The sequence below is a fragment of the Fundidesulfovibrio putealis DSM 16056 genome (assembly GCF_000429325.1).
Classification (GTDB): Bacteria; Desulfobacterota; Desulfovibrionia; order Desulfovibrionales; family Desulfovibrionaceae; genus Fundidesulfovibrio; species Fundidesulfovibrio putealis.
This window is the reverse complement of sequence record NZ_AUBQ01000005.1, coordinates 166,188-191,451: the sequence shown is the minus strand read 5'-3', so window position 1 is coordinate 191,451 and position 25,264 is coordinate 166,188. Positions and strand designations below refer to the sequence as shown.

24 protein-coding genes and 1 tRNA gene are annotated in these 25,264 nt (G+C 63.8%); 6 read left to right on the top strand and 19 right to left on the bottom strand.

Translation table 11 applies throughout. The features are described 5' to 3' along the window. Window positions 1-138: 138 nt before the first annotated feature. The 8 genes from G453_RS22685 to G453_RS0106190 all read right to left on the bottom strand — a co-directional run bounded on the left by G453_RS22685 (window position 139) and on the right by G453_RS0106190 (window position 6,954). A complete protein-coding gene (locus G453_RS22685; RefSeq protein ID WP_051271840.1) occupies window positions 139-681 on the bottom strand; it encodes an ERCC4 domain-containing protein in 543 nt (180 codons plus the stop codon). After that, window positions 668-1,075, bottom strand: coding sequence for a hypothetical protein (locus G453_RS0106215; RefSeq protein ID WP_027190356.1), 408 nt, complete (start codon window positions 1,073-1,075; stop codon window positions 668-670). The genes G453_RS22685 and G453_RS0106215 overlap by 14 nt, the downstream gene beginning before the upstream one ends. Then, window positions 1,072-4,095 carry a DUF927 domain-containing protein gene (locus G453_RS22680; RefSeq protein WP_051271837.1) on the bottom strand — a complete coding sequence of 1,008 codons (3,024 nt, stop codon included), beginning with the start codon at window positions 4,093-4,095 and terminating at the stop codon, window positions 1,072-1,074. Before G453_RS22680 ends, G453_RS0106215 begins: the two co-directional genes overlap by 4 nt. After that, window positions 4,092-4,328 (bottom strand): helix-turn-helix domain-containing protein, encoded by a 237-nt coding sequence (locus G453_RS0106205; RefSeq protein WP_027190355.1) that lies wholly within the window; start codon window positions 4,326-4,328, stop codon window positions 4,092-4,094. The genes G453_RS22680 and G453_RS0106205 overlap by 4 nt, the downstream gene beginning before the upstream one ends. Then, window positions 4,328-4,510, bottom strand: coding sequence for a hypothetical protein (locus G453_RS0106200; protein WP_027190354.1), 183 nt, complete (start codon window positions 4,508-4,510; stop codon window positions 4,328-4,330). Before G453_RS0106200 ends, G453_RS0106205 begins: the two co-directional genes overlap by 1 nt. A gap of 1 nt (window position 4,511) precedes the next feature. After that, on the bottom strand, window positions 4,512-4,712 hold the full coding sequence (locus G453_RS22675; RefSeq protein WP_043644696.1) for a helix-turn-helix transcriptional regulator: 201 nt from the start codon (window positions 4,710-4,712) through the stop codon (window positions 4,512-4,514). A 242-nt stretch (window positions 4,713-4,954) separates the two neighbouring features. Then, window positions 4,955-5,683, bottom strand: coding sequence for a hypothetical protein (locus tag G453_RS27785; RefSeq protein WP_156920817.1), 729 nt, complete (start codon window positions 5,681-5,683; stop codon window positions 4,955-4,957). Between the two features lie 71 nt (window positions 5,684-5,754). After that, entirely contained in the window at window positions 5,755-6,954 is a 1,200-nt protein-coding gene (locus tag G453_RS0106190; RefSeq protein ID WP_027190353.1) for a tyrosine-type recombinase/integrase, read from the bottom strand. 143 nt (window positions 6,955-7,097) lie between these two features. Here G453_RS0106190 and G453_RS27780 point away from each other — a divergent pair. From G453_RS27780 to G453_RS0106180, 3 genes are all read left to right on the top strand, one after another. Then, window positions 7,098-7,178: transfer RNA gene (locus G453_RS27780), tRNA-OTHER, on the top strand. Between the two features lie 223 nt (window positions 7,179-7,401). Further along, window positions 7,402-8,124, top strand: a complete 723-nt coding sequence (locus G453_RS26075; RefSeq protein WP_156920816.1) for a DUF268 domain-containing protein — start codon at window positions 7,402-7,404, stop codon at window positions 8,122-8,124. Window positions 8,125-8,193: 69 nt separating this feature from the next. Beyond that, complete coding sequence (locus G453_RS0106180; RefSeq protein WP_027190351.1) at window positions 8,194-10,956, top strand: nodulation protein NodZ; 2,763 nt, start codon at window positions 8,194-8,196, stop codon at window positions 10,954-10,956. A gap of 85 nt (window positions 10,957-11,041) precedes the next feature. Here the strand turns inward: G453_RS0106180 and G453_RS0106175 are convergent, their stop codons facing one another. Continuing rightward, window positions 11,042-11,929, bottom strand: a complete 888-nt coding sequence (locus G453_RS0106175; RefSeq protein ID WP_027190350.1) for a flagellin N-terminal helical domain-containing protein — start codon at window positions 11,927-11,929, stop codon at window positions 11,042-11,044. A gap of 207 nt (window positions 11,930-12,136) precedes the next feature. Further along, complete coding sequence (locus tag G453_RS0106170) at window positions 12,137-12,961, bottom strand: nitroreductase family protein (protein ID WP_027190349.1); 825 nt, start codon at window positions 12,959-12,961, stop codon at window positions 12,137-12,139. A 374-nt stretch (window positions 12,962-13,335) separates the two neighbouring features. On the opposite strand from G453_RS0106170, the gene G453_RS0106165 reads away from it, so the two are divergent. From G453_RS0106165 to G453_RS26070, 3 genes are all read left to right on the top strand, one after another. Next, window positions 13,336-14,952 carry a diguanylate cyclase gene (locus G453_RS0106165; protein WP_027190348.1) on the top strand — a complete coding sequence of 539 codons (1,617 nt, stop codon included), beginning with the start codon at window positions 13,336-13,338 and terminating at the stop codon, window positions 14,950-14,952. A 9-nt stretch (window positions 14,953-14,961) separates the two neighbouring features. Then, window positions 14,962-15,831 (top strand): radical SAM protein, encoded by an 870-nt coding sequence (locus tag G453_RS0106160; RefSeq protein WP_027190347.1) that lies wholly within the window; start codon window positions 14,962-14,964, stop codon window positions 15,829-15,831. Window positions 15,832-15,955: 124 nt separating this feature from the next. Then, window positions 15,956-16,516, top strand: a complete 561-nt coding sequence (locus G453_RS26070) for a lytic transglycosylase domain-containing protein (RefSeq protein WP_051271834.1) — start codon at window positions 15,956-15,958, stop codon at window positions 16,514-16,516. A 19-nt stretch (window positions 16,517-16,535) separates the two neighbouring features. On the opposite strand, the gene G453_RS0106150 is transcribed toward G453_RS26070, so the two are convergent. The 9 genes from G453_RS0106150 to rplT form a co-directional block, all read right to left on the bottom strand. Next, window positions 16,536-17,489 carry a hypothetical protein gene (locus G453_RS0106150; protein WP_027190346.1) on the bottom strand — a complete coding sequence of 318 codons (954 nt, stop codon included), beginning with the start codon at window positions 17,487-17,489 and terminating at the stop codon, window positions 16,536-16,538. Further along, entirely contained in the window at window positions 17,489-17,911 is a 423-nt protein-coding gene (locus G453_RS0106145; protein ID WP_051271831.1) for a response regulator, read from the bottom strand. Before G453_RS0106145 ends, G453_RS0106150 begins: the two co-directional genes overlap by 1 nt. A gap of 314 nt (window positions 17,912-18,225) precedes the next feature. Continuing rightward, window positions 18,226-19,215, bottom strand: a complete 990-nt coding sequence (gap, locus tag G453_RS0106140; RefSeq protein WP_027190344.1) for a type I glyceraldehyde-3-phosphate dehydrogenase — start codon at window positions 19,213-19,215, stop codon at window positions 18,226-18,228. Between the two features lie 91 nt (window positions 19,216-19,306). Then, window positions 19,307-20,230: a class II fructose-1,6-bisphosphate aldolase gene (gene fba / locus G453_RS0106135; RefSeq protein WP_027190343.1), complete on the bottom strand. Its 924-nt coding sequence runs from the start codon at window positions 20,228-20,230 to the stop codon at window positions 19,307-19,309. A 232-nt stretch (window positions 20,231-20,462) separates the two neighbouring features. Continuing rightward, window positions 20,463-22,859: a phenylalanine--tRNA ligase subunit beta gene (gene pheT / locus G453_RS0106130; protein ID WP_027190342.1), complete on the bottom strand. Its 2,397-nt coding sequence runs from the start codon at window positions 22,857-22,859 to the stop codon at window positions 20,463-20,465. Between the two features lie 50 nt (window positions 22,860-22,909). Further along, on the bottom strand, window positions 22,910-23,362 hold the full coding sequence (locus G453_RS0106125; RefSeq protein WP_027190341.1) for a hypothetical protein: 453 nt from the start codon (window positions 23,360-23,362) through the stop codon (window positions 22,910-22,912). Further along, entirely contained in the window at window positions 23,359-23,646 is a 288-nt protein-coding gene (locus tag G453_RS0106120; protein ID WP_027190340.1) for a nucleotidyltransferase family protein, read from the bottom strand. Before G453_RS0106120 ends, G453_RS0106125 begins: the two co-directional genes overlap by 4 nt. Before the next feature lie 16 nt (window positions 23,647-23,662). Continuing rightward, the gene (pheS, locus tag G453_RS0106115; protein WP_027190339.1) at window positions 23,663-24,712 is read right to left on the bottom strand and encodes a phenylalanine--tRNA ligase subunit alpha; all 1,050 of its coding nucleotides are present in this window, start codon (window positions 24,710-24,712) and stop codon (window positions 23,663-23,665) included. After that, complete coding sequence (rplT, locus tag G453_RS0106110; RefSeq protein ID WP_027190338.1) at window positions 24,709-25,065, bottom strand: 50S ribosomal protein L20; 357 nt, start codon at window positions 25,063-25,065, stop codon at window positions 24,709-24,711. Before rplT ends, pheS begins: the two co-directional genes overlap by 4 nt. Window positions 25,066-25,264 lie beyond the last annotated feature (199 nt).

The window sequence follows — 25,264 nt, the reverse complement described above, 5'->3', positions numbered from 1 at the left end:
CAACTTACTCATTGGCCCTGTCGGTGGTCAACAACATCGGTGCCCCACCCAGACAAACGACAACGGCCCGCCCCCAGGTGAAGGAGACGGGCCGTGTTTGCGTTTGAATAGCGTTATTCTGTGCCACGTAGTTGGGCGTCATGGCGTTCCCTGTTCTCTCTCTGCATTGTCAGTCATGCCTACCTTTCCCCTGGCTGCCTTCCTTCGGCCCAAGTCCTCCAACTCGGCCACGGCTTGAGCTTCAACCTCGCGGGCGTACTTCTGAAGCGTCCAGTATGTGACGTACTCCCCGCCCTGCCTGGACCCTGCGAATACGAAGGGGCAGCCGTAGCGCACCTGAAAGGCCAGGATTGATTGCAAGGCCGCGTGCGGGGACATGCGCGACGTGTAGCGATGTCGGGCCACGTCCTCCATGCTGGCCTCGACCACAACGGCGAAGCACTCCAGGGAGCGGGCACGGTCAAGCTCCCGCTCGAAGCGGTCACGGCCCACGGTCAGGCAGCCTATGAGGTCATCCAGGGCTTTGCGCTCGACGGCGGCGCGGTCCTCATGCCCGGATAGGCTGTAATCCCCTGTCGGCAGTCCAGCCCGGACGATCTCAACCGGGAACCGCTCGAAGGCGTAGGGGGCCAGCTCCCGGCTGTCCACGATGAGGGGGAGCGCAGCGTCAGGCGCGGCCATGGTCAGCCACTCCTTCAGCTTCGGCAATCCGCAAACGGGCCTCGGCACGGATTGTAGCGGCCCACCGCTCGACAAGGTGCGGGGGCTGTCCTTGCTTCTGTTGGGCCAGCCACGCCACGACGCCGCGAGGGTCACGCTCGAACCGGGCCAGGGCATCCAGGGGGGAAGCATCGGGAGGAGCGGGCGCGGCCTCCCCGCGTGCCGGAATGTCCAAACCCGTCATATTGACGTTTTTAAGCTCCGCCACGATCTCCGCCTTGTGAGCGCGGGCCACGTCCAGGACGCGGGCGTAAATCCCATCGTCCAGGCTTTCGAGTCCATCCAGTTCAAGGCCACCTTCCGAGGTCAAGTCCACCGCCACGCCTGTTGACTTCATCCAGGCCAGGGCGTTCACAGGACCACCCTCCCTTGACGTTGGAGCGGCTGTTTTCTCTCCCCCACGTCATTTTGACCGGGGACACCGGGGACAACCGGGGACATGGCGTCATTGCTTGCTTCCTGGCGTCCCCGGTACTCTTCCGGGGACCGGGGACAACCGGGGACAAACCCCACACTTCCGCTCGACGTGTCCCCGGTGTCCCCGGTAGCGTTTTCAGAACCGGGGACATGGGAACCAAAGCGGGGCAACGTGTCCCCGGTGTCCCCGTTTGTCCCCGGTGAATTTTGCAATGTCCGCTGTTTTAACGTGTCCCCGGTGATGCCGGGCGCGACATGATAGAATCGCGTCCCACTCCCAACGCCGGGGATGCGCGGCTTGACGGTCAGGTGTTCGGCATCTTGCACCAGAAGGAGGCCAAGGGATTTCAACTCCCGCAGGATCATCCCCGAGTTGTGTCCCTGGCAGACCTCCCCCTTGAACACGTCCTGAAAGACGTAGAAGGACCATTCCCCCGTGTTCTCATCCTTGCGGCGGAACCCGGCCCGGTTGATGGTCTTGGCATCCTGGGAGGCTTCGCCCCACGTCTCGAAACGGGAAGCGCCGTTGACCTGGAAAAACTGCCTCACCTGGGCAAGCCCTGCCGTCACCTCCGCCGCGCCACTCCCGCCCCTGGCGTCCAGCCAATCCCGGAAGCAACGAGCCGCAGCCTGCCGGGCTTCGCCCTTGGGCCAGGGCAGCACCTCCAGGGAAATTCCCAACTCCCCGGCAGCCGCCACCAGCCCGAATCGCCCGGCCACGCGGGAAACTTGGCCGTCAGCATCGCAGGGGCAGACTTCGGCCATGAACTCCCGGATGAACGCCGGGGCAGCTTGGGAGAATTCATCAATCCGCCCGGCCAGCTTATCCAGGAAGGCCCGCAAGGGTGAGCCGTAGATGCTCTTTGCTTTCTCGTTCAGATGGCGGACAAATGCGGCGGAACCGTCGAAACCGTGGACGTTCTCGAACAGCCCGAACCCGGCTCCGGCGTCCGCCTGAATGTCCACGACGCGGACTTGCTGCCCGGCCATAACGCGGCCCCGTCCGTCCTCGCGCACCTTGTCCGCCAGGGTGATTTCCCCCGTGGACATGAACAACACGCGCCATTCCTGGGGCTTCCTGGCCGTGCCATCGCGCCTGGATCGTGCCTTGCCCTGCCCGTTGGTGAGCATGTAGGCCACGGCCCCGGCTGTCTTGGCGTCCGCCTGCCCGATTTCATCCAGAGTCACGAAGCAATCGCAGGCCCCGGAAGAAACCGATTCCAGTGCGTTATCCGTGGCTCGCCATTGACGCAGATAACCGTTGATGCCTCCACCGCCGCAGACGGACCCGGCAACGCGCAATGCCGTAGTCTTGCCGCAGGAGGAGCTAGCCACCAGATGGAACCCGCCCGACTCCTCCCCGGTCAGTTTCAGAAGCGGCGCGGCCAGGGCAGCGGACACGGCCAGCACAAGGCGTGTATTTCCGGGGCAGTATCGTCCGATGGCCTCTTGCCAGTCCTGAAGGCTCCCGGCGATGCGGAAGGCATGGTCAGACGGCCCACCCTGAAGAATGACCTCTTCCCCGTCCTGGGAGCCGTAGACAGCATCCGGCAGGACGAAGCGGCGGTCATGCCACCCCACGCGGGAGACGCACCGGGCGCGGGCCTCGGGGCGGGAAAGGGTCAGGAAGTCATGGAGACGATTCTTGGCCTTCATGCCGCCTGCTGGCCTCAATCCCATGGACAAGAGTTCGCGGCGGTATTCCTGCCCGTCTCCAGCCAGGGCAGACATGGGCATTGCCCAACGGTGCGCCTTACCGTCGCTGTCCACCACTTCGAGCAGACGGCCCCACTCCCGGCCCTCGCCGTCGCGGGTCATCGCCAACACGGCCAACGGGGAGCACAACAAGGACGGTTCTCCGTCGTCTTCCAGGAAGTAGACGCCATCGGCCCGGACCTTGAAGGGGAACCAGCCTTGCGGCGTGGGCTTGGCGGCGGGCTTGGCCTCAATGCCGTACCGCTCCCGCGCCACCGCCTCGAAGCCTACAACGTCCCTCTTGTGGGCCTTGATGTGCGACTTGACCTGTTCCGGGGTCCAGCCTTCGGCCTCCGCGTCCGCCAAGTCCCATCCATCGGCGGAACCGTCAGGGGGCAGGATGATCGACACTTCCCTGGCCCCGGCATCCTTCACCCTGGCGGCCAGGACAAGAGCGGCCTCAAAACCCGGCTTGTCCGCGTCCGGCCAGATTGCAACGCGCCGCCCGGCCAGGGGAGAGAAGTCCGCCTTGCCCACGCTCCTTGATCCGTTCGGCCAGCTCAGGCACACGGCCCCCGGCACAAGACGTTGAGCGGCATCGGTGCTCTTTTCCCCCTCCACCAGCAACACAGGCGCGTCAGGCTTGGCAGCGGCCAGCCGATCAAGGCCATAGAGCGGGCGCGGTTCGGGGAAGCCCTTGAACCGCCACGCCCGTTGCCCGTTGACGTTCTGGCAAACGGTGAGCGGAAGGATTTCCTTCCGGCCCCCTTCAGGCTCGAAGCGGCACACGTAGCCCAGCAACATGCCCGTCGCGTCCCGATATTCCCAATGCGCCACCGCTTGGCCGTGGCGCATGTGCTTGAAGTCCGGGGCGGGCGCTCCGTCAGGAACAGGCAGGACGGGCCGCCATTCATCGGCGGGCTTGGCCTTGGCCTGCCCTTGCGGCCTGGGGGCGCTCCCGTTGCCTCCAGGATCAACGCCAAGCTCCCCGGCCAGCTTCCGGGCCGCTTCGCCCTGCTTGAGGTTGTGGATTGCGGCGTACAAGCTCACGGGGTCAGCCCCTCCCGCCTCCCCGGCGAAGTCCTTCCAGACGCAAGTGGTCAGGTTGACGGACAGGGAGCGGCCCGCTTCGCCGTCCAGGCTCCCGCACACGTATTCTGAACCGTTGACGCGGCCACCGGGCAACCAGCGTGGCAAAAGGCTTTCCAGGCTGGACAGGGCGGCGGCGTTGACCCTGGCGAAGTCGATACGGGGGGCGGTCATTCGCCACCTCCCCGCAGAATGTACCGCGCCACCCGATGCGAGTTGCCCCCGGGCGTGGTGTCCGTGGTCCAAACGGTGACGATGTTGATTCCCTGGCGGCGGAGTTCCATGACGCGGGCGGCGGGATGGAGCACGTCCAGGAGGCGGCGGGCTTCCAACGTGGTCAGGCTGTCCCGGCTCAAGGCGTCCAGAATCCGAGCGCGTTGCGCTGTCGCGGTGTTGGGGTCGCGCATTATGCACCTCCCAGACGCAGGACGCGCAGCAGGAAGGCCACCAGGGCAGCGGGAGCCAATTCATGGACGGCCAGGGAGACGAATAGACGCTTGACGGCGGCGGCGCAGCGGGCGAAGAAAGAAGCGGCCTGCATCTTTTCTTCGCGCCCCTGGCTTCGGTTGGGGGCGCTTCGCTTTTTCACGCTACGCCCCCCACCCGCTTTCTCGTGCGGCGGCGCGGGAATCGATCCAGGCTGCAACTTCCCTTTCATCCCAGCCCACAGCCTGGGCGGACAGCAAAAGGCGTTTGGGGAACTTCCCAGCCAGTTCAAGGCGACGGATGGTGGCGGCGCTCAGGCCGGTGCGGCGGGTGACTTCCGGTTTGCGAAGAATCGCGGGTGACATAGGCATCTCCTTCGGCCCTCGAGGGGCGCAGTGTGATGCCCTGCCATTTGTTGCACAGGGATGAAGAAGTAAAAGAACCCGTTGGGCGTCTTGGGTTCCGGGAACCTATTTGCGCTTGTGTGTTCCGGGAACCCGAGGAAGACAACCGGTTCCCTTTTCGGAGAAAGACAGCACGTTCGGCCTCTTGATACATTCAGCAATGCGACGAAGCAAAAGCGGGAGTCGGCAAAAAGCCCCACACGTCACTTCTTAGTGAATGACAATACTTCTCCAGCATCAATGCATTTATTTGTCCGCCTAAGCAAAAATCGAAAATCCGAGTCTTCCAGGCTGTCTACATTTAAACTCCTTAAATCGAATTTAGACGCCATTTCTTTGATGGCCAGCATAATCGAACCGCGCACATTACCAAGTTCTTGAACCCGATCCCAAAGCCAAAGACCAATCGCCCTTGAAGTCGGGGCATCAGACAGAGACCGCAAACCGCTAGCCATAAAACGCTCAATTGCGTTGTAATCAGTCTCGCCCCAGTTTCCCCCTTCGTTCTTTAGGCTACTTAAGAACGATTGTTGTCTTTTCCATAAAGCCGAAACCTCTTTAACAATCAAGCGTAGATCCTTAGTAAAATCAATAATACATGCCTCTTGTCCGTCTGGCTTCTCTTCATCCACTATCGACACCCATAAAGAAGTGTGCTCGTATTTGCTATGAACACCTACAGGGAATACAGACTTTGCTGCCCGCTGACATATCCACACCTTAGGATATTGGAAGCACTCCCCTTCAATTTCACGCAAAGTTGTATTTGAGTCTTGCCAAGCCCTGGCGTCTTCGGGGTCGAAAACCCTATCAAGAGGCATCAATAAGAATGAAGCAGGAGGAAAACCATCCATCCTCCTCATGTATTGAAAAAGCCAGTAAGAATATGCTGTCGCATCTCCATCTTTCATCGAAAGTTCCCTCAGCTTCATGCCTGAATGAATCCCCGCCCAGGCCGTCAGGGAAGCGGCTTTTCGGGAGCTACCCTAGGGGGGAAATGGCGTCACCTCAAGTTAATGACCTTGCCCGCGCCTTCAACCTCAAGCCCGAGAACCCGCCGTAACCTGTTCTCCCAGGCCATGAGCGCGGCCCGCTTCTCCGTGTCGTAGGAATGCCGGTTGTAGACCTTCAAGATGCCCTGGAGTTGATGGCCCAGCACCTTCTCGGCTACCACGTCGTCAATGCCGATCTCGGCAAGGCGCGTGCGGCAAGTTCTGCGGAGGTCATGAGGCGTGTAGTGCTCATGGATGCCCATTTCCGCCCGGTGTCGCAGGACGCCCCGCGAGAGGCTATGCACGGTGATGGACGCGCTCCGCGCCGCCTGCTGGGAACTGGCGAAGACGAAAGGCCGATTCCCCGCGTACCGCTTGGCCTCCTCGATTGCCTCCAGCGCCAAGGGAGTCAGCGGGACGCGGTGCTCCTGCCCGCCCTTCATCCTGTTGGCCGGGATCGTCCACCAATCCCCGTCGATCTCCTCCCAGGTCATACCCGTGACCTCGCCGGGTCGCTGGCCGGTCAAGAGGATCATGCGAAGCACGAGGCGGGTTGCCGGGTACACGTCCACCTCTTCGAGGCCGTGCCAAAATAGGCGGAGTTCATCGTCATTGAGCACACGCACACGGGGCGCTTCGGAGGGGCGGCGAATTCGCGTTGCCGGGGAATCCTCGATTATGCCCCGCTCCGCCGCAAAGTTGAACATTCGGGCCAGGACGCCAAGAAGCCGGTTGGCGGTGACGGGGGCGCGGTCCCGTACTTCATCCATGAGGATCACAATATCCCGGCGGGTGATGTCCTTCGCCTTTCGGGTCCGCCATGCGGGCAAGGCGTCCTTTTCCACCAACCTCTTGCGCTCCGGGCCTGACTTGGTGGCCTTCAACTCTCGCTCCCAGAACTCTTCCAGCAGATCATGAAACGTTGGGGCAGCCTTCCGCGCCCGCTTGGCGTCCAGTGCTTGCGCCCCTGGATCAATGCCGCGCTTCACGTCCGCAAGCGCCTTGCCGTGTGCCTCGCGGGCCTCCGCCAGAGACATGGAAGGGTAAGAACCCAGCGTCATCCGCCTTCTTTCTCCCCCGAAAACGTACCGGAAAAGCCAACTTTTGTTCCCCGTTGGATGGACGCGCAGATAGAGTCCGCCCCCATCCCCTTCTTCATAGAGCTTTCTCCGTGGGCCAGACCGCTCCACTTTGAGGTGCGTTAATGCCATTGTTTCAGCCCCTTACAGGTCATTTTCTGTGGGCCATTCTGTGGGCCATTTTGACATGAATAGAGGTGACTTCAGGTGAACAGCCATGACCAGCAATTTCGGTCTTTCTGCCTGTTCTGTCAATGGGTTGTGATGATTCTTGACGAGGGTTGAAAAGCCCTGAAAATGTTATCAAATTGCCTTGGGCGCAGGGGGCCGTGAGTTCAAATCTCGCACCCCGACCAAAATTTGTCCAAAGATCAAGGGGTTGGCTCAATTCGAGCTAACCCCTTTTTCTGTTGGATAACCGTCACGGCATTCCTCCTGTCTCAACGCCGGGCCTTATCCCCCCGCCTCAGCACGCCACCCAGCGCCATCGCCAGGAAGTTCCATCAAAACAGAGCGCTTGCCTGCGCTTTCGGCATCAACTTTGCTTGGAAATTGCATCTCTTGCGCAAGGAGCCCGGCATGAATGATCCGGCCCCACCGACAACCATGCCCCCGGAACTGGCGGCGCGCTACACCATGAACGGCCTGGCCGACGTGTACGACTGGTATTTCAACGACAGCTACGCCTCCGGGGAACCCAGGGTCTACGCCCTGCGAACCTTCTCCGAGCTCATGGAAAAGGCCCGCCGGGGGGAAACCCACTACTACGGCGTGACGGATTTTTGGCTCTATCAGGCCCTGGCCCTGTTTCCCCTGACGGGCAAGCGCGTGGCGGTCTTCGGATCGGCGCAGCCCTGGTACGAATCCGTCTGCCTGATGCACGGGGCCAGGGAAGTGGTGATCTTCGAATACGGCCCCATCGTCTCGGAACATCCGCGCGTGCGCATGGTCACCTACGACGAATACGCCAGCAACCCTGAACCCTTCGACATCGGGCTCTCCATATCCTCCTTCGAGCATGACGGGCTCGGCCGCTACGGCGACCCCCTCGATCCCGACGGCGACCTGAAGGCCATGCGCACGGCCAAGTCCATCCTCCGTCCGGGCGGCCTGCTCTTTCTGGCCGTGCCCCTGGGCAAGGACGCCATCACCTGGAACGCCCACCGGGTTTACGGCCTGGCCCGGCTGTCCATGCTGCTGAACGGGTACACAACCCTGGCCAGCTTCGGCTTCGACCCCAGGCAGCTGCTCACGCCCGGCAGAAGCGGCGTGCAGCCGGTGTTTGTGCTGAAGAACGACTAGACCATCAGGCCATGCGCCTGATGACGCGGCGAGCCCACTCGGGGCGCATAATGCCGGAGACCTCCAAGCATGCCAGATACCGTGCCGCTGAAACTCTTTCTCTACCGCGAAGGCGAACACTTCCAGGTTCCGGTGAGGCTTGGCGAAGCAGGCGCCAATCCCGTCCCCATCCCGCTGCTCCAGGACCTGAACGGGCACGGCGACTGCGTTCGGGGGCGTTTCGTGCGCGCAGCCTCGCCCGAGGACGCGGACTACATCGTCTTCCCATATGTACTGGACGTGTTCATCAATGTGATGCGGGCCATGTCGGTCCATTATTTCATCCGGCAGCTGCCGTATTTCCTGCGCCATGAACGAAAGCACGTCTTCTTCCACTGCCAGGACCTGGGCGATCCCCTGTTCACGGACGGCCTGATACTCACCAGTACTCCGGACCGGTTCAATGTGGACGACCCGTTCCAGTCCACCCTGCCCTACGCTCCGGGCGGGCACGTTTTGCGAAACGCCCCGGATTTCGATTTCGACGCCATCGACCTGGATACCAGCTTCGTGGGCGCCCTGTCCGGACCGCTACGCTACGATCTGGCCCAAAGCATCTGTGCCGAGCCGGGACTGCGCGCATTGATCCAGCATCCTGGCACCGGCGACTGGGCCTCCAGGTCTGCCTCCTACCTGCACATGCAGGACAGCGTCAAAAAGAAGGCGCTGGAGGACAGGTTCGTAAGCGCGCTGCGCCGCTCCTGGACCATCCTGTGCCCCAGGGGCAACGGGTCCTCCAGTATCCGCTTCTATGAAACCCTGTGCATGGGGCGCATACCGGTGCACATCTCGGACGCCTACGTCCCCCCCTTCGGGGAGGACATCGACTATTCGCAGTTCTGCCTGTTCATCCCCGAGTCCGATGTGAAACAGGCCGGAAGGATGCTGCGCGCGTGGCTGGCCAGACGCGGCAAGGATGAGCTCATGGCCATGTGCCGCAGGGCGCGTCAGGTGTGGGAGCGGCATTTCCGCCCCGAGAATCATTCGGACGTCTGCCTTGAATACATGCGCAGGCATCTGCCTGAGACGAAGACGCAGGGCCAGCCGCGCTATCAGGCCGGGCCGGGTCCGCTGGCCGCAGACGCCTCCTTGCGCATCATCACAGCGCCCGGACACTACGCAAACATGATCGCCGACGAGCGCAGACTCTGGCTGAACGCCGTGCCGCAAGAGACCATCCCCCCGCCCGGCTCCGACGGCCTTCGCAGCCCGGCAGACCGTCTCGTGGGCGGCGTGCCTTCGCCAGTCACCCTGCAAGAGCTTACGCGCCTGTGCGAACTGGCCAGGGACGTGCCGGAAAACGGGACTGTCGCCTGCTCCGGCGCTCCCTCGGGGGTGCTGTCCATCGCCCTGGCCAACGGGCTCGTCACTTCCTGGAACTTCTCCTCCATCGTGTACGGCGCGGAGGAATGGGAGGAAGACGCAGCCACGGCTGGCGCGTCTCTTGCGGGCTACAAGTCCAACATCCGCCAGGCCCGCGTTCAGGATCTTGTCAGGACCGTGGAGGGCGGGGCGGAGGCCTTTTGCGACGGGTGCGTCCATCTGGCCGTGCTGGCCGGGAAACCCTCGGACATGCTCATGCAGGCCCTGCCGAACTGGCTTGGAAAGATCGCCCCCGGCGGGGTTCTGGCGATCATCCCCCCGGACAAGCGGGCCTGCTGCGCCCTGGCCGTGGCGTTTGCCAGGGACAAGGGGCTTGCCGTGGCGGTGGACGCCGATCAGGCGCTCATCGTGCTGCGAAAGCCCGGAGAGCCCGAGCCGCCTGCCGCACTGGCCAACCGCAAGCGCAGGCTCAGGCCTGTCCGGGGCGCTGCAAGGCTGTCCTCGCCCAAGTGCCAGCCCCGTGCTCCCAAGCCACCTGCTCCAGCCCCTGATCCGCACGGCCAGCGCTTCCTGGTGGTGAAACCCACCGGCGGCATGGGCAACCGGCTTCTGGGCCTCATGTGCGCAGTGCCTTACTGCCTGATGACCGGCAGGCAGCTCTACGTGGATTGGTCGGACTTCATGTATTCCGACCGGGGCGAGAACGTCTTCCCCAGACTTTTCAAGATTCGTGGCGTGCCCTTCTCCTACCAACTGCCGCACGCGCCGGACGTGTACCCCGACTTTTGGAGCAGGGAGCTTACGACGAACTCACTCGTGGAGCAGCTGGGCATCGATCACATGGACCCCAAGGTGATGGACGCCACGCGCATCGAGCTCTGCGGACGGTATCCGCAGACCGTTGCGGCCTTCTGGTCCTTCAACCTGGACCCCATGCAGGCCGCTCTTGACCACATCCGCGAGCATCTGCCGCAGTTTTCGAACCTCACGGCGGACGGCGTCTGCGGGCACGTGATGAAGCAGCACATCCTCCCCAGGCCTGCGGTGTCCGACCAGGTGGACGAATTCGCCGCCAAGCACTTTACCGGCCCCATGATCGGCGTCCACATCCGGCACACGGATATGCGCATGCCCCTGGAGGAGACGTTGCGGAGCGTTCACGCGCTCAAACAGAATATGGGCGCGCGCATCTTCCTGGCCACCGACAATCAGACTGTTGAACGGACGCTGGCCAGGCAGTTCGGGGAAGATCTTGTCACCATGCCCAAACGCTACCCCGACAACGGAAAGCACCTGCACAGCCATCGGGTGGCGGGCATGACCAACTACGAGAAGGCCCTGGACGCAGCCGTGGAGATGTATCTCCTGGCGCGCTGCGACGCCATCGTGCGCTATCAACCCAGCACCTTCGCCCTGGTCAGCTGGTACATATCCGATATCCCGGCCGAGCGCGTGTTCTGCGTGCAGTAGGAGAACCTGGCAGACGCCGGACGCCATGAAGCACGCCCCCATGGTGCGGTGCTTCAACAAACCGGGCAGTTCGGGAGAGTCTTGTTCAGCGCAGAAGCGCCAGGGCCAGCTGGGGCAGGGTGTTCGCCTGGGAGAGCATGGCCGTCGCGGACTGGCTCAGTATCTGACCCCGGACGTAGTTGGCCATTTCCGTGGCGAGGTCCACATCTGAGATTTGAGCCTCGGCCAGCTGGAGGTTTTCGGACTGGAGTTGCAGGGCCTGCACCGTGTTCTGCAGGCGGTTCTGGAGCGCGCCGAGGTTGGCCCGGATTTTGTCCTTCGACACGATGGCCTTGTCGATCTGGGCCAGGGCGTTCTGCGCCAGGGACTGCGTGGAGATCGACTTGCCGTTGGTGGTGGTCGCCGTGCTGCCCACTCCGAACGCCGAGGCAGTGGAACGGCTTATCTGGATGTAGTAATAATCAGCGTCCGAATTGTTCTTCGATCCGAAATGGACCTTCATCTTGCCGGTGGGAGTCAGGGTTGTTCCGTTGTGTGTCGAGCTCGAAAGATTTCCATTCAACAGATATATCCCGTTGAAGTCCGTAGCGTTGGCGATTCTGGTGATTTCCTTTGCCATCGCCTGGTATTCCGAATCAAGCATCTGTCGCTGAGCCTGCGTGTAGGTTCCCGTCGAGGCCTGGGTGGAGAGCTCCTTCATGCGGATGAGTTTTTCATCTATGACGCTCAAGGCTCCGTCTGCGGTCTGAAGCAACGAGATGGCGTCGTTGGCGTTGCGCACTCCCTGATTGAGCGAGGCGATCTCCGCCCGCATCATCTCCCGGACCGCCAATCCGGCCGGATCGTCGCTCGCGCTGTTGATCCGAAGTCCGGAGGACAGCCTGCGCGTGGAGACCTCGAGGCTGTCGTAAGCCTGGCCGAGGTAGTACGCGCTTATCGAGGCCAGGCCGTTGCTATTGATTGAGAGTGCCATCGTAGTTCCTCCGCCGGCAGGAACCGCCGGGGCAAGATGTCGGACCAGGGACATCCGAAAATTTCACCTGTTCAGACAACTTATCGGAAGGCAAAAGGACAACTTTAGGGGCGCGGGCAATGTTCGCGCACGAAAAAGGGACCAGGCCGGACTTCCGGCCTGATCCCCTGATGCGTATCGCATTGCGCCACCCCGGCGGGGACGCCCTCAGCCCAGCATGTTCACCCTGACGGGGCCGCGTCTGGCCGGACGGTGGTATTCCACCGCCGGTTTCCCGAAGAGCATGGCGTACCCGAGGGTGTGGTCCGCCGGGATGCCCAGGCGCTCCACCAGATCCGGGCAGACCGACAGCGCCATCATGAACAGGCCGTCCCACAGCGTGCCCAGCCCGTGCGAGCTCGCCAGGAGCTCGAAAGTGACCAGGGCGATGTGGGTGTCCTGGACGGGGCATGGCGCACTTTTGGGGGCGCTGGTCACGAGCAGGTGCGGCGCTCCCCGGAGGATGACGTCGCGCCCCTGGGTCTTCCAGGCGCTCACCACAAACGCGAGATACTGCCCGGCCAGACCGCCCGGCAGCCTTCCGGACTCCTCCAGCTCCGAGAGGCGGGCCATGATCTCGCGGCTCAGGAAGGCCATGAACTCCTTGTTCCTGACCACCGTGAACAGCACGTCCCTGGCGTTCACCCCGGTGGGCGCGTGGCAGGCCGTGTCCAGGAGTTCATCGATCAGCTCGGGGGGCAGGTTTTCGTCCTGGTAGCGACGCACGGACCTGCGCCACCGGATCAGGTTGCCCATCTGCGCTGAAGAGGGAAGCTCCGGCGCGTCCGGTCCAGCCTGAGCCATGGCCGGATCGTTCCCCAGGATCGACAACGCCCCCGTGGGGCAGACCGCGTAGCAGTGCAGGCAGCGGTAGCACCGCTCCTCGTCGATGATTTCAGGGAGATCGTTCATGGCGATGATGCCTGCCGGGCAATCAGCCTCGCACTCGCCGCACCGGACGCACAACGTCTCATCAACATGGAACTGGAGCATCGTTTTCCTCACTTGTCTCCCTGGCTGGAGAGTTTCCGCAACGCCCAGGCTGTGGCCGGGAGCCCCGGATGAAACGGCTGCCCCGGCCTGCGCGTTGAGTGCAGTCCTGTTCTGGGCACCGTAGCCTGATTGCCGCGCGAATTGAACAGGCAAACGCCCTCGTTGTCTTGCGAATCAGCCGACATATCGCCTTGCTGCGGTTCAGCCTCCAGATTGACGCTCAAAATAGGGCGCAACACCGTACTCGGGGCCACTCCATCCGCATGTCGAGCGGATATTTCCCGCAAAAGAACTGGAAAACCAGCATTACTGCATTTTTTACGACAGTTCCAGCTTCCGGCTTGACACTCTCCAGGGCGTCGTTATGAAACTCCATGCGCTTTGCCCCGGTCTGGAATCTGCACGCCTTTTTCAGGATTTACGGCCTGACCTTCTCGCTGTTGCCCTGCGCGCTCACGGCAGTGTTCCTCTGGTATTTCCTGTCGGACAGGTTGCACTCGCTGTACCTGAACGAGATCCGCCAGACGCTGACTATACAGGGGCAGTTCCTGGACACCTGGATCTCCTACCGGCAGCGCGACATCCAGCGCCTGGCCGAGGTCAAGGAGGTCGTAGGCATGGACCTGGACGCGACGGACCGCTCCTTCCGGCAGTTCCTGGCTGTCATGCCGGAGTTTCGCGGCCTTGGGCTCATCGACGCCAACGGGCGCACGGTGGTGGACACCGTGACCACGCCGGGCCTCTACCTGGGTGACCGGGCCTATTTCAGGGCTGCCGAGCAGGGGAAAAGTTACATTTCCGACGTGCTGGTGGGGCGCGCCACCGGGACCAGCCTCATCATTTTCGCCTCTCCGGTGATGTCCGGCGACGGAGCGTTCCGTGGAGTCATCTTCGCGCCTGTATCCCTGGACATGATCGAAGAAATCATCAGGCCACGGATTCAGTTCGAGGGGCGCACGCTGCTGCTGGACAAGTCCCGCAAACTGATCTCCGGCGCGCAGAGGATGGGGCCGGGCGCGGCGAACGGCATGCCCCACCCCGCATCCCACTCCATACGCACCGACGGCGAGAGCTTCACCTACAAAGGGCTGGACGGAGAAGAGATCGTGGCTGTGGCGCTGCCCCTGGACACCCTGGGATGGGTGCTGGTGGGAGAGGTGAAGGCCGAGGCCATGCGCAAGGCCGTGCGGCCCGTGCTGGGCTGGGTGCTGGCGGCGGGCGGGGTGTCCTTCCTGCTGGCCCTGCCGCTCCTGTTCAGGATGGCCCGGCAGGTGGAGTCCGTGGTCATGCCTTTGGCTCGGCACGCACGCGGCGTGGCCGGGGGAAACTATTCCCAGCCGCCGCCGGAGGTCCGCCTCGACAAAAGCCCGCTGGAACTGCGCGTGCTGGCCGAAGCCTACGAGACAATGCGCGCAAAGATTCTGAGCGACATGAACCTCCTGGAGACCCTGGCCCTCACCGACGACCTGACCCGGTTGCCCAACCGGCGCTGCCTCATGGAGGAAGGGTTGCGCCTCCTTGAGATCAGCGCACGTGCAGGCAACCCCTGTTCCTGCATGATCATCGACGTGGACCACTTCAAGGACGTGAACGACCGCCTGGGCCACGCCATGGGCGATCAGGTGCTGGCCGCGCTGGCCACGGTATTCCGCGAATCGCTTCGCGGGGCCGACCTGCTGGGACGACTCGGCGGCGAGGAATTCCTGGTGATCTGCACCAACACCGACGCGGCGGACGCTCTCCACCTGGCGGACAGGCTGCGCCAGAACCTGCGCGGCATCACTTCCGGGCCGTTGGCCGACCTGAACATCACCGTCAGTATCGGCGTGGCCACTTTGACTGCGCCGGTGGAAGACGCCCCCGCCCTCTTCGACCGCCTGATCCTCACGGCGGACATGGCCATGTACCAGGCCAAGACCTCCGGACGCGACAAGGTGGTGCTGGCCAACTGCGATCCCAGGCAGTCCACCTGCAACGACTTCATCATCTGAGCCGCCCCCATGCACTACGAAGGCAACATCATCCGCCCGCCAAGCGAAGCGGACAGCATCCTGCTCCAGGTCACGGTGGGCTGCTCCCACAACCGGTGCGCCTTCTGCGGAGCATACACGGGCGAGCGGTTCCGCATAAAGGACGAGGCCCGCGTCTTCGCGGACATCGACTACGCGACCCGGCACATGCCCATGCTGCGCCGCCTCTTCCTGTGCGACGGCGACGCCATGGTCCTGCCCATGGCGCGCCTGCGGGCCATGCTTGCGCGTATCCGGGAGCGGCTGCCCCAGGTGGCGCGGGTGGGGACCTACGCCAGCGCCCGCAGCCTTCGCGGGAAAAGTCTGGCGGAACTGACGGAACTTCGCTCCCTGGGCTTGTCCATGGTGTACATGGGGCTGGAATCGGGCGATGATGCGTTGCTCGCGCGCATGGGGAAAAAATCCTGCGTGGCGGACATCCTGGACAAGTCCCGACTGGTGCGCGAGGCCGGGATGAAGCTGTCGGTCACGGTGATCGCGGGCCTGGGCGGCAGCGGGGGATGGCAGCGCCACGCCCGGCTGACCGGGGAAGCGCTCACCGCCATGCAACCGGATCAGGCCGCGTCTTTGAGCCTGATCCCCGTTCCGGGCACCCCGCTCTGGGATTGGATCGCTGACGGCAGCTTCAGCCTGCCCCAGGGGCTGGACATGGTGCGCGAACTGCGGATGACGCTCGAGCACACCAACATGGAGCGCGGGCTTTTCCTGGCGGATCACGCCTCCAACCATGTGCCGCTCAGGCTGCGCATGCCCCGCGACAAGGCGCGCGGCCTTGAACTTCTGGACGCCGCCCTGGCCGGGGAGCGCCCCATCAGGCCGGAACGCGCCAGAAGGCTGTAAGCCAGCCGCTCCAAGCCACGCGCGCGGAGTTCCCCGACGCAACCCCATCCCCGCGAGCCTGGACCGTCGAGCCGGGCTGCCTGCCGGACGACACGAGGAGTTGCCATCAATGCCCGCAGACCCAATGAGAACAATCCTGCTGCTCGCGGCGTACGCCCTGCTCTGCCTGGCAGCCGCATGTCCCGCCGTCGCCGCCGACCATACTCCCGGCGAGTTCGACTTCCGCGTGCCCAAAGGTTCCACCACCGCCCAGATGAAGGCCTGGATCAAGGAGTCTTCGGCGCGCCACGGGCTGGACCCGTTCCTGGTGCAGGCCCTCATGGAGGTGGAATCCGGCGGCGACGCCAGCGCCGTATCGCCCAAGGGGGCGCAGGGGCTCATGCAGATCATGCCCCAGACCGGCAAGGGCCTGAACCTGGGCGACCCGTTCGACCCCTCGGCCAACATCGAGGCGGGCAGCCGCTACCTGAGCCAGCAGCTCAAGGCCTTCGGGGACCTGCGCCTGGCCCTGGCCGCCTACAACGCCGGGCCGGAAGCCGTGCGCAAGTACGCAGGCATCCCGCCCTTCCCGGAAACCCAGCGCTACGTGGCCGCTGTGGCCAACCGGTTCATCGTGCTGAAAACGGGAAAGGGGATGGACGCCTTCGTGAAAAAGGCCCTGGAGAATGCGGGAGTCGGGAAGTGAGCGGGCGCGCCACTGTGACCTAAGCCGGGACAGCCTCGCGCGAGGCGGCCCAGCGCGACAATATCGCCGTGACCACCAGCGAGAACAGCAGCCGCGCCACGAGCGTCCCCCAGGGGCTGGCACCGATCAGCGCCAGGAGCAGCGTGTCCTCGATGAGCGCGTGCGACAGGCTCATGAGCGATACCGCAGCGAACACGTCCTTCTTGGGGATGTGCCCGGCCTGGGTCTCGTGGATGATGAGCCCGCCGCCGTAGGTCAGCCCCATGGTCATGCCGATCACGGTGACCGTGGCTGCCGTGGGACCGATGCCCATGAGCTTCAAAAACGGCGCCAGCAACGCCTCCAGGAGGCGGGTCAGCCCAACGGCGTTCAGGAAACGCATAAGGCCCATGAGCGCCAGGATGATCAGGAAGATGTAGCCGAGGTTCTTGGTTTCACCCCAGGCCCAGTTCAGGAGCCCGGCGTCCTGCCTGGGTGGCAGCCAGAGCATCACCGCAGGCCCGGACAGGAAATCCCCGCTTTTGAGTATCAGGTGCAAAAGCCAGGCGCACATGAGCGCTCCGCCGACGCGCAGCGCGTTCTGCCCCAGGAAGCTCACCCCGCAGCGTTTGGTGACCTGGCCTTCCACCAGCAGGTTGTGCGCGATGAGCATGAGCACGCCGAGCACCGTGGCCTGGGCGATGGTCACCGGGCCGGTCTCGGCGGACAAGGCCTGGAAGACCAGAAGCCCGCCGTAGATGTTGGAGAGCATGGCCGTGGCCCAGGCCAGCCCCATCCCCGCAGGCAGGCCCACCAGCTCCATCACCGGTCCGAGCGGCGCGGCCAGATACTCGATGATGCCGAGCTCCTTGAGCACCTTCACCACCACGATGATGGGGATCATCACCTTGAACAGCGCCAGGCTCACCCTAAGCGAGTCGCGCAGCAGGGAAACCGTCGCGCTGGCCATGGCGGACGGGAAAGCTCCGCCCATTACACCTCCCTGCTCTGGCTCAGGGCCTTCAGGATCTTCTGCTTGAGCACGGACCCGTCGATGGGCTTGGTCATGAAATCGGCAATCCCGAGCTTCATGGCCTCAACGACCACCTTTTTGTTGGGCATGCCGGTTATCATGATGAAGGGCGTGGCCGCGAAGCGCTCGTCCCCGCGCATCTTGCGCAGGAGTTCCAGTCCGTCCACGCCAGGCATAAGCCAGTCAGCCACCACCAGCCCGATGGGGGTGGACTCCATGATGTTCCAGGCCTCCGCGCCGTTGCTGGCCTGGTAGATGGCGTGCATGCCGAGCGGCTCCAGGATTGCTTCCACAATGCCGCGAATGATGGGTGTGTCGTCCACAACCAGAAGGTTCGTTTCCCCAAGTATCCGTCTCAGGCGTTGAATGGACTGCTGATCCATGCTGCCGCTCCGTTTTCCTGCGTTTCTGGGCGTTACGCCTCCACCGGGCGGATGCGAGCGCCATTCCTACCAGTTCAGTCATTAATTGACCAGCGCAGAGGCGGGTCCACGGACTACGTGAAACGCGCATTTTACCGGAGGTTTTCTCATGCGCCAGCCTGCGCGCAATCTCCCGCGCGTGGTTCCCGTGCGGATGCGGGCGGGCATTGGCCGCGCCACCGTGCCGGCCTGGGGTCTTGCAGCCCAGGAAAAAGACCGGGGGCCAGAAGCCCCCGGTCGCTCGGATAGTCGGGAATCGAATCAGGCGGTCGCGGCTACTTCTTGGTGACCACCATGTTGATCAGGCGCACCAGCTGGTGGGTGAATCCGGCCTCGTTGTCGTACCAGATGACCACCTTGAGCATGTTGTTGTCCAGCACGGTGGTGAGGGGGCCGTCCACCACGCCGCCGTGGGTGTCGCCCAGGTAGTCCACGGAGACCAGGGGCTCGTCGGTGTAGCCCATGTTCTCGTTGGACTTGGACTTCAGCAGGGCGTTGACCTCTTCCTTGGTGACGGACTTCTCCATCTCGCAGGTCAGGTCCACCAGGGAGCCGTCGGCGGTGGGGACGCGGATGGAGTAGCCGTCCAGCTTGCCCTTCATCTCCGGCATGACCACGGTGACCGCGCGGGCGGCCCCGGTGGTGGTGGGGATGAGCGAGATGCAGGCGGCGCGGGCGCGGCGGGGGTCCTTGTGGGAGCCGTCCAGGATGCGCTGGCTCATGGTGTAGGAGTGGATGGTGGTCATGAGGCCGTGCTTGATGCCGAAGGCGTCGTTCAGGGCTTTGGCTACGGGAGCCAGGCAGTTGGTGGTGCAGGAGGCCGAAGAGACGATGTGGTGCGCGGCGGGGTCGTAGTCGGCCTCGTTCACGCCCATGACCACGGTGCAGTCCGGGTTCTTGGCGGGGGCGGAGATGATGACCTTTTTCGCCCCGCAGGCCAGATGCTGGGACGCCTTCTCGCGGTCGGTGAACTTCCCGGTGGTGTCCACCACGATGTCGATGCCGTGTTCGGCCCACTTCCACTCGCCGCCGGGGCAGCGGGTCACCACGATCTTGTTGCCGGCCACGGTGATGCCGTTCTCCCAGGTGCCCACTTCGCCCTGGAAGATGCGGTGCACGGAGTCGTACTTCAACAGCCGGGCCAGCTCGGCATTGTCGGCGCGGGCGTTGATGACCCCGATCTCGATGTTCTTGTCGCCAGCCAGTATCCGGGTCAGGTAGCGGCCGATGCGGCCGAATCCGTTCACGCCAATCTTGATCGCCATGGATGCCTCCTGGGTCTTTCTGCGAAGCCCGCGTGGTGATGAGTATGAAAAAACACAAGGGGCCGACCCGGCCCCCTGCCCGTTGATCGCTTTATGCCTTGCCGGAACAGCCCAGCACGTTCCTGATCTTGTGAGCCACCATGTCCCGCACGGCGTCGCGGGCGGGCACGAGGTACTGGCGGGGATCGAAATCGCTGGGGTGCTCTGCGAAATGTTTACGGATGACAGCGGTCATGGCCAGACGGATGTCCGTGTCGATGTTGATCTTGCACACGGCCATGGTGGCGGCGCGGCGCAGCATCTCCTCGGGCACGCCCTTGGCGTCGCCCACGGCGCCGCCGTAGGTGTTGGCCATCTTCACGAACTCCTGGGGCACGGACGAGGAACCGTGCAGCACCAGGGGATAGCCGGGCATGAGCTTGCCGATCTTCTCCAGGCGGTCGAAGTCCAGCTTGGCCTCGCCCTTGAACTTGTAGGCCCCGTGGCTGGTGCCGATGGCGATGGCCAGGGAGTCGCAGCCGGAGCGCTCCACGAATTCCACAGCCTGGTCGGGATCGGTGTAGATGCTGTGCTCGGAGCTGACCTCGTCCTCCACGCCAGCCAGGCGGCCAAGCTCCGCCTCCACGAACACGCCCTGCGCGTGGGCGCATTCCACGACCTTCTTGGTCAGGGCGATGTTCTCCTCAAAGGGAAGGTGCGAGCCGTCCACCATCACCGAGGTAAACCCGGCCTTGATGACCATCTCGCAGATCTCGAAGTTCTGGCCATGGTCCAGGTGCAGCACCACCGGAAGGTCGGTGTCGTCCATGGCGGCTTCCATGAGCTTCATGATGTAGTTCTCGCCCGCGTACTTGCGCGCCCCCGCCGAGACCTGGAGGATGAGCGGCGAACGCTCCTGGTTGCCAGCGGCGATGATGCCCTGGATGATCTCCATGTTGTTGACGTTGAAGGCGCCGACGGCGTAGCCGCCTGCGTAGGCTTTATCGAACATTTCCTTGGGCGAAACCAAAGGCATGACGCTCTCCTCCTTGAGGGGTGTGGGCGGATTATGGGCTGGTGATGACAGGGCGCGGAAAGCGCCCCGATACGCCGGGGATATAGGCTTGAGCCATCTTTTTTGTCAACGAAAAGCCCCGGTTTGCCGCCCGCTTGGCCCCCCGCGCCGTGGCTTCCCGGCCAAATAAAAGGACCGGGGACGCATGCGCGTTCCCGGCCCTGGATGGTTGTCGTCCATGCGGCGGCGCGGCCTACTGGAAGCGCACCGGCAAAGCCTTGGACAGCGCGTCGCACAGGCCGGCATGGGCCTTGTCCACGTCCTTGTCGGTGAGGGTGCGCTCGGCGTGGCGATAGGTGATGCGGAAGGTCACGTTCTTCTCGGTCGCGCCTTCGGGCTCGAAGAGGTCGTGCACGGCCACGTCCTCCAGGATGGCGGCCTTGTGGGCGCGCGCTGCTCCCAGCACCTCGGCCACGGAGAGCGTGGAAGGCATCACCAGGGTCACGTCGCGGCGCGACGGCGGGAACTTGGGCAGGCCCCGGAAACGGATGGAGCGGTGCTGGTGCAGGGCCATGAGGGCCTCGGCGTCGAGCTCCGCCATCCACAGTCCGGCCTTGGCCTCGTAGCTGTCGGCCACGTCCTGGAGCACGCGGCCCATGACGCCGAGCACGCGCCCGTCCAGGCTCACCTGCACGCAGGGCGAAAGCCAGGGGTGGTCCTTCTGCACGGCGTACTGTGCGCCCGACAGGCCAAGCGAGGACAGCAGCTGCTCCACCAGCCCCTTGAGGTCGGAGTAGTCGACCTTCTCCTCGGGCCAGGGGAAGGAGCCGAAGCGCGCACCGCACAGGGCGATGCCCAGGCGATGGGCCTCGCGCACGGTGGTCTCGCTGGCGCTGTCCGCGGTGAAGGCCTTGGCCAGCTCGAACAGGCGAAGCGTGGCGTTGCCCTGCGACAGGTTGTGGCGAACGGCCTTCATGAGCCCGGGGGCCAGCTCGGTGCGCATGACGTTCTGGTCTTCCGAGAGGGGGTTGGCCACAGGGACGCGGCCCTCTCCCGGCAGGCCCAGCAGGTCGAGTTCCTGCTGGCCCACGAAGGAGTAGTTCACGGTCTCGCGAAGGCCAGCGCCGCAGGCCCAGGTCTTCAGGCGGCCCATGAAGGGCACTTCCGCGCCCAGGCGGTCAGGCACTTCGAGGGATTTCAGCATCTTGGGCATGGCGGCCGGGATGCGGTCCATGCCGTACACGCGCGCAACCTCTTCGATCAGGTCCACCTCGCGCTCCAGGTCCTGGCGGGCGGGCGGGGGCGTGATGGTCCAGGCGTCGGCGGACTTGAGCTCCACCTCGCAGCCCAGGCCCTGGAAGGTCTTGCGGCAAAAATCGTTGGAGAGCTCGATGCCCAGCAGGCTCACCGCCTTGGCGGGCCTGAACCCGATGGGCGAGGGCTTCCAGGGCTTGGGCTCGGCCTCGGCGATTCCGGGCAGCACGCGACCGTCGGCCACCTCGGCCATGAGGGCGGCGGCGCGGTTCATGGCGAAGAGCGAGCCGGGCTGGTCCACGCCGCGCTCGTAGCGGTAGGAGGACTCGCTGGAGAGGCCCAGGCGGCGGGCGGTCTTGCGGATGGTGGCCGGGTTGAACACGGCGCACTCCAGCAGCACCTCGGTGGAGCGGTCGGAAATTTCGGAGTTCTCGCCGCCCATGACGCCTGCCAGCGCAACGGCCTTGGCCCCGTCGCGGATCAGGAGGTCGCGGGTGGTCAGCACGCGCTCCTGGCCGTCCAGGGTATTGAAGCGCGTGCCCTCGGCGGCGCGGCTTATCTCGATGTAGTCCCCGGCCAGCAGGTTCCTGTCGAAGGCGTGCAGGGGCTGGCCAAGTTCCAGCATGACGTAGTTGGTCACGTCCACGATGTTGTTCACCGGACGCTGGCCCATGGCGGTCAGGCGGTAACGCATCCAGGCGGGAGAGGCCTTGATCTCCACGCCACGGATGATGCGGGCGCGGTACACCGGGCACAGTTCGGGCTCGGGGATGCGGATGGACACCAGGGTGGACGCGTCCGGGCCGTCCTCCTTCAGGTGCACCGAAGGCATGGTCAGTGGCAGGCCAAAGGCCATGGCGGCCTCGCGGGCCAGCCCCAGCACGGAGAGGCAGTCCGCCCGGTTGGGGGTGATGCCGATCTCCAGCACCACGTCGTCCAGGTTCATGGCCTCTGCCAAAGTCTTGCCGGGCTTAAGTCCTGCGGGAAGCTCCAGGATGCCCTCGCTCTTCTCGGCCAGGCCCAGCTCCGACTCGGAGCAGATCATGCCGAAGGACTCCACGCCGCGAATCTTGCTCTTCTTGATGGTCAGCCCGCCGGGCAGCACCGTGCCGATCCTGGCCACGGGCACGCTCAGACCGGCAGCCACGTTGGCGGCGCCGCACACGATCTGCAGGGGTTCGCCCTGCCCCACGTCCACGGTGCACACCGAGAGCTTGTCGGCGTCAGGGTGCTTCTCGCGGGTGAGCACGTGGCCCACCACCACGTCGGCGGTGGCCGCGAAGGGACGGCTTACGCCCTCCACTTCCAGGCCCAGCATGGTCAGGCGGTCGGCCAGGGTGTCCACGGATCCCTCGTAGGGGACGAACTCGCGCAGCCAATTGAGAGAAAGCAGCATTCAAAAGCCTCCGGCGGTCAAGGTCCGGCCTTCGTTCAAGGCAGGCGACATCATGAAAATTTGATTCGTTCCGAGTATTCCACTGTCCTGCGGCACATATCCAGGAGCGGCGGAGTAAAAGCGATTATCTCGTCGAGAAATTTGGGGTAGTCCACAATTCGGTATTCGTGGGCGATCTCGTTGCGCAGTTGACGAATGGTGCGCCCCATGGCCTCATCATCGAAAAGACCGCGTTTGTGCGCGCGATTGAGCCGGTCGATGATGGACCCGCTGTCTTCAAGCTCAACCTCGTCCAAGGCTCGGAAGACCTGTTTGACCAAGATGTCCGAAGTTCTGGCGAAACGACTCGTGAGAGCGTCGGCCTCGACGAGTTCTGACCGGGTCAACGAAACCCTGCCGCACAAATCCCGGCAGAACTCGTAGGAATCCTGCAGATGAACCAGAGATGGCCTCAGCTGTGCCAACGAATCACGCAGGTTTTGCTGCGCTGAAGACGTTTTCATAGCTGTACCGCCTTCTCCATGGCCATCTGCACGAACGGCTCGCTCGCGTCCTTGTCCTTGGCCACGACTATGTCGATCTTCTGTTCACCGAGCTTTTCCTGGAGTTCCCACCAGACTGCACTCTTCTCCTTCCAGCCCATGGACTGCGAGAAAATGAGCAGGTCGATGTCGCCGCCGCGCTTGGAATCGTCCGCGCGCGACCCGAAAAGCCACACTTCGGCCTGCGGGTCCTGCGCGGCCACGGCAGCCTTTATGATGTGCTTTTCTTCGGGAGTGAGGCGCATGGCCTGGCCCCGCAGCCTACGCGAACTGGCCCAGGAAGCGGACGTCGTTCTCGAAGAAGAGCCGCAGGTCGCCCACGCCGTACTTGAGCATGGTCACCCGCTCCACGCCCATGCCGAAGGCGAACCCGGAATACACTTCCGGATCGATGTCCACGGCTTTCAGCACGTTGGGGTCGATCATGCCGCAACCCAGGATCTCCACCCAGCCGGTGGACTTGCACACGCGGCAGGTCTGCCCGCCCACGTGTCCCTTGCCCTCGCACATGACGCAGGAGATATCGACCTCTGCGCTCGGCTCGGTGAAGGGGAAGAAGCTGGGACGGAACCGCACCAGGGTGTCGGGTCCGAAGATGCGGTGCACGAAAAAGGTGAGCGTGCCGCGCAGATCGGCCATGGTGACGCCCTTGTCCACGAGGAAGCCCTCGATCTGGTGGAACATGGGCGAATGGGTGATGTCCGAGTCGCGGCGGTAGACCTTGCCCGGAGCGATGGCCGCCACGGGAGGCTTGCGGGAAAGCAGCGTGCGCACCTGCAGGGGCGAGGTGTGCGTGCGCAGGAGGATGTTGTCCCCGATGTACAGGGTGTCCTGCATGTCGCGGGCGGGATGTTCCGGCGGGAAGTTCAGGGCCTCGAAGTTGTAGAAATCGGTCTCTATCTCCGGGCCGGTGACCACCTCGAAACCCATGCCGGAAAAGGCCCGGCAGATTTCGTCGGAAACGATGCTCAAAGGATGCAGGCCCCCCGTGGGGTGCGACCTGCCCGGCAGGGCGGGGTCGAACCCGGCGAGCATGGCCTCGTCCTGGGCGCGCTTGAGTCCCTCCAGACGCACGGTGTAGTGCGCCGTGAGTTCCTCTTTCACGGTGTTGGCCGTCTGGCCCGCCTGGCGCTTCTCCTCGGCGGTGAGGCCGGGGAGCTTGGCCATGATCTGGGCCAAGCGGCCCTTGCGGCCCAGATAGGCCACGCGCAGTTCCTCAAGGGCCTCGAAAGAGGACGCCTGGCCGAGGGTGTTCTTGGCTTCCCCGGCCAGGGCGGTCAATTCCTCAATCAGGGCCTGGCCTGAACTCACACGCTCACCTTGGCTTTGGCGACTTCGGCCAGCTTGGCGAAGTCGGCCTTCTCGCGAACGGCCATGTCAGCCAGGACCTTGCGGTCCAGCTCGATGCCGGCCAGCGACAGGCCGTGGATGAACTTGCCGTAGCTTATGCCGTTCTCGCGGGCGGCGGCGTTGATGCGCATGATCCACAGCTTGCGGAACTCGCGCTTCTTAACCTTGCGGTCGCGGTAGGCGTAGGCCATGGCGCGCTCGACGTTCTCGCGGGCGGTTTCGTACAGCACCGAACGGGCGCCGACGAAGCCCTTGGCCAACTTCAGATACTTCTTGTGCCGCTTATGGGCGGCCTGTCCGCGTTTGACACGCATGGGATGGTCCTCCTGAGTGAGAAGAGAGGAATCGAGAGGAAACTTTTTGAAAAAAGTTATCCTCTCGAGCTCTCCTTCAAAAACTTTTAATAGGCTTCGCGTCGTGGAGCTTTCGCTTCACAACCCCCTATTGCAGGGTCCAGGGGGATCATCCCCCTGGCGGGTCCAGGGCAGAGCCCTGGTGGGGGTTGGGGCGAAG

What these genes read in the sequence shown, in the direction of transcription:
- rplT (WP_027190338.1), bottom strand. Translation starts at nt 25,065, where the DNA reads ATGCGTGTCAAACGCGGACAGGCCGCCCATAAGCGGCACAAGAAGTAT.
- G453_RS22675 (WP_043644696.1), bottom strand. Translation starts at nt 4,712, where the DNA reads ATGTCACCCGCGATTCTTCGCAAACCGGAAGTCACCCGCCGCACCGGC.
- G453_RS26070 (WP_051271834.1), top strand. Translation starts at nt 15,956, where the DNA reads ATGAGAACAATCCTGCTGCTCGCGGCGTACGCCCTGCTCTGCCTGGCA.
- fba (WP_027190343.1), bottom strand. Translation starts at nt 20,230, where the DNA reads ATGCCTTTGGTTTCGCCCAAGGAAATGTTCGATAAAGCCTACGCAGGC.
- G453_RS0106145 (WP_051271831.1), bottom strand. Translation starts at nt 17,911, where the DNA reads ATGGATCAGCAGTCCATTCAACGCCTGAGACGGATACTTGGGGAAACG.
- G453_RS0106175 (WP_027190350.1), bottom strand. Translation starts at nt 11,929, where the DNA reads ATGGCACTCTCAATCAATAGCAACGGCCTGGCCTCGATAAGCGCGTAC.
- G453_RS22680 (WP_051271837.1), bottom strand. Translation starts at nt 4,095, where the DNA reads ATGACCGCCCCCCGTATCGACTTCGCCAGGGTCAACGCCGCCGCCCTG.
- G453_RS0106180 (WP_027190351.1), top strand. Translation starts at nt 8,194, where the DNA reads ATGCCAGATACCGTGCCGCTGAAACTCTTTCTCTACCGCGAAGGCGAA.
- pheT (WP_027190342.1), bottom strand. Translation starts at nt 22,859, where the DNA reads ATGCTGCTTTCTCTCAATTGGCTGCGCGAGTTCGTCCCCTACGAGGGA.
- G453_RS0106170 (WP_027190349.1), bottom strand. Translation starts at nt 12,961, where the DNA reads ATGCTCCAGTTCCATGTTGATGAGACGTTGTGCGTCCGGTGCGGCGAG.
- G453_RS0106150 (WP_027190346.1), bottom strand. Translation starts at nt 17,489, where the DNA reads ATGGGCGGAGCTTTCCCGTCCGCCATGGCCAGCGCGACGGTTTCCCTG.
- G453_RS22685 (WP_051271840.1), bottom strand. Translation starts at nt 681, where the DNA reads ATGGCCGCGCCTGACGCTGCGCTCCCCCTCATCGTGGACAGCCGGGAG.
- gap (WP_027190344.1), bottom strand. Translation starts at nt 19,215, where the DNA reads ATGGCGATCAAGATTGGCGTGAACGGATTCGGCCGCATCGGCCGCTAC.
- G453_RS0106205 (WP_027190355.1), bottom strand. Translation starts at nt 4,328, where the DNA reads ATGCGCGACCCCAACACCGCGACAGCGCAACGCGCTCGGATTCTGGAC.
- G453_RS26075 (WP_156920816.1), top strand. Translation starts at nt 7,402, where the DNA reads ATGAATGATCCGGCCCCACCGACAACCATGCCCCCGGAACTGGCGGCG.
- G453_RS0106160 (WP_027190347.1), top strand. Translation starts at nt 14,962, where the DNA reads ATGCACTACGAAGGCAACATCATCCGCCCGCCAAGCGAAGCGGACAGC.
- G453_RS0106125 (WP_027190341.1), bottom strand. Translation starts at nt 23,362, where the DNA reads ATGAAAACGTCTTCAGCGCAGCAAAACCTGCGTGATTCGTTGGCACAG.
- G453_RS0106165 (WP_027190348.1), top strand. Translation starts at nt 13,336, where the DNA reads ATGCGCTTTGCCCCGGTCTGGAATCTGCACGCCTTTTTCAGGATTTAC.
- G453_RS27785 (WP_156920817.1), bottom strand. Translation starts at nt 5,683, where the DNA reads ATGAAGCTGAGGGAACTTTCGATGAAAGATGGAGATGCGACAGCATAT.
- G453_RS0106190 (WP_027190353.1), bottom strand. Translation starts at nt 6,954, where the DNA reads ATGGCATTAACGCACCTCAAAGTGGAGCGGTCTGGCCCACGGAGAAAG.
- G453_RS0106120 (WP_027190340.1), bottom strand. Translation starts at nt 23,646, where the DNA reads ATGCGCCTCACTCCCGAAGAAAAGCACATCATAAAGGCTGCCGTGGCC.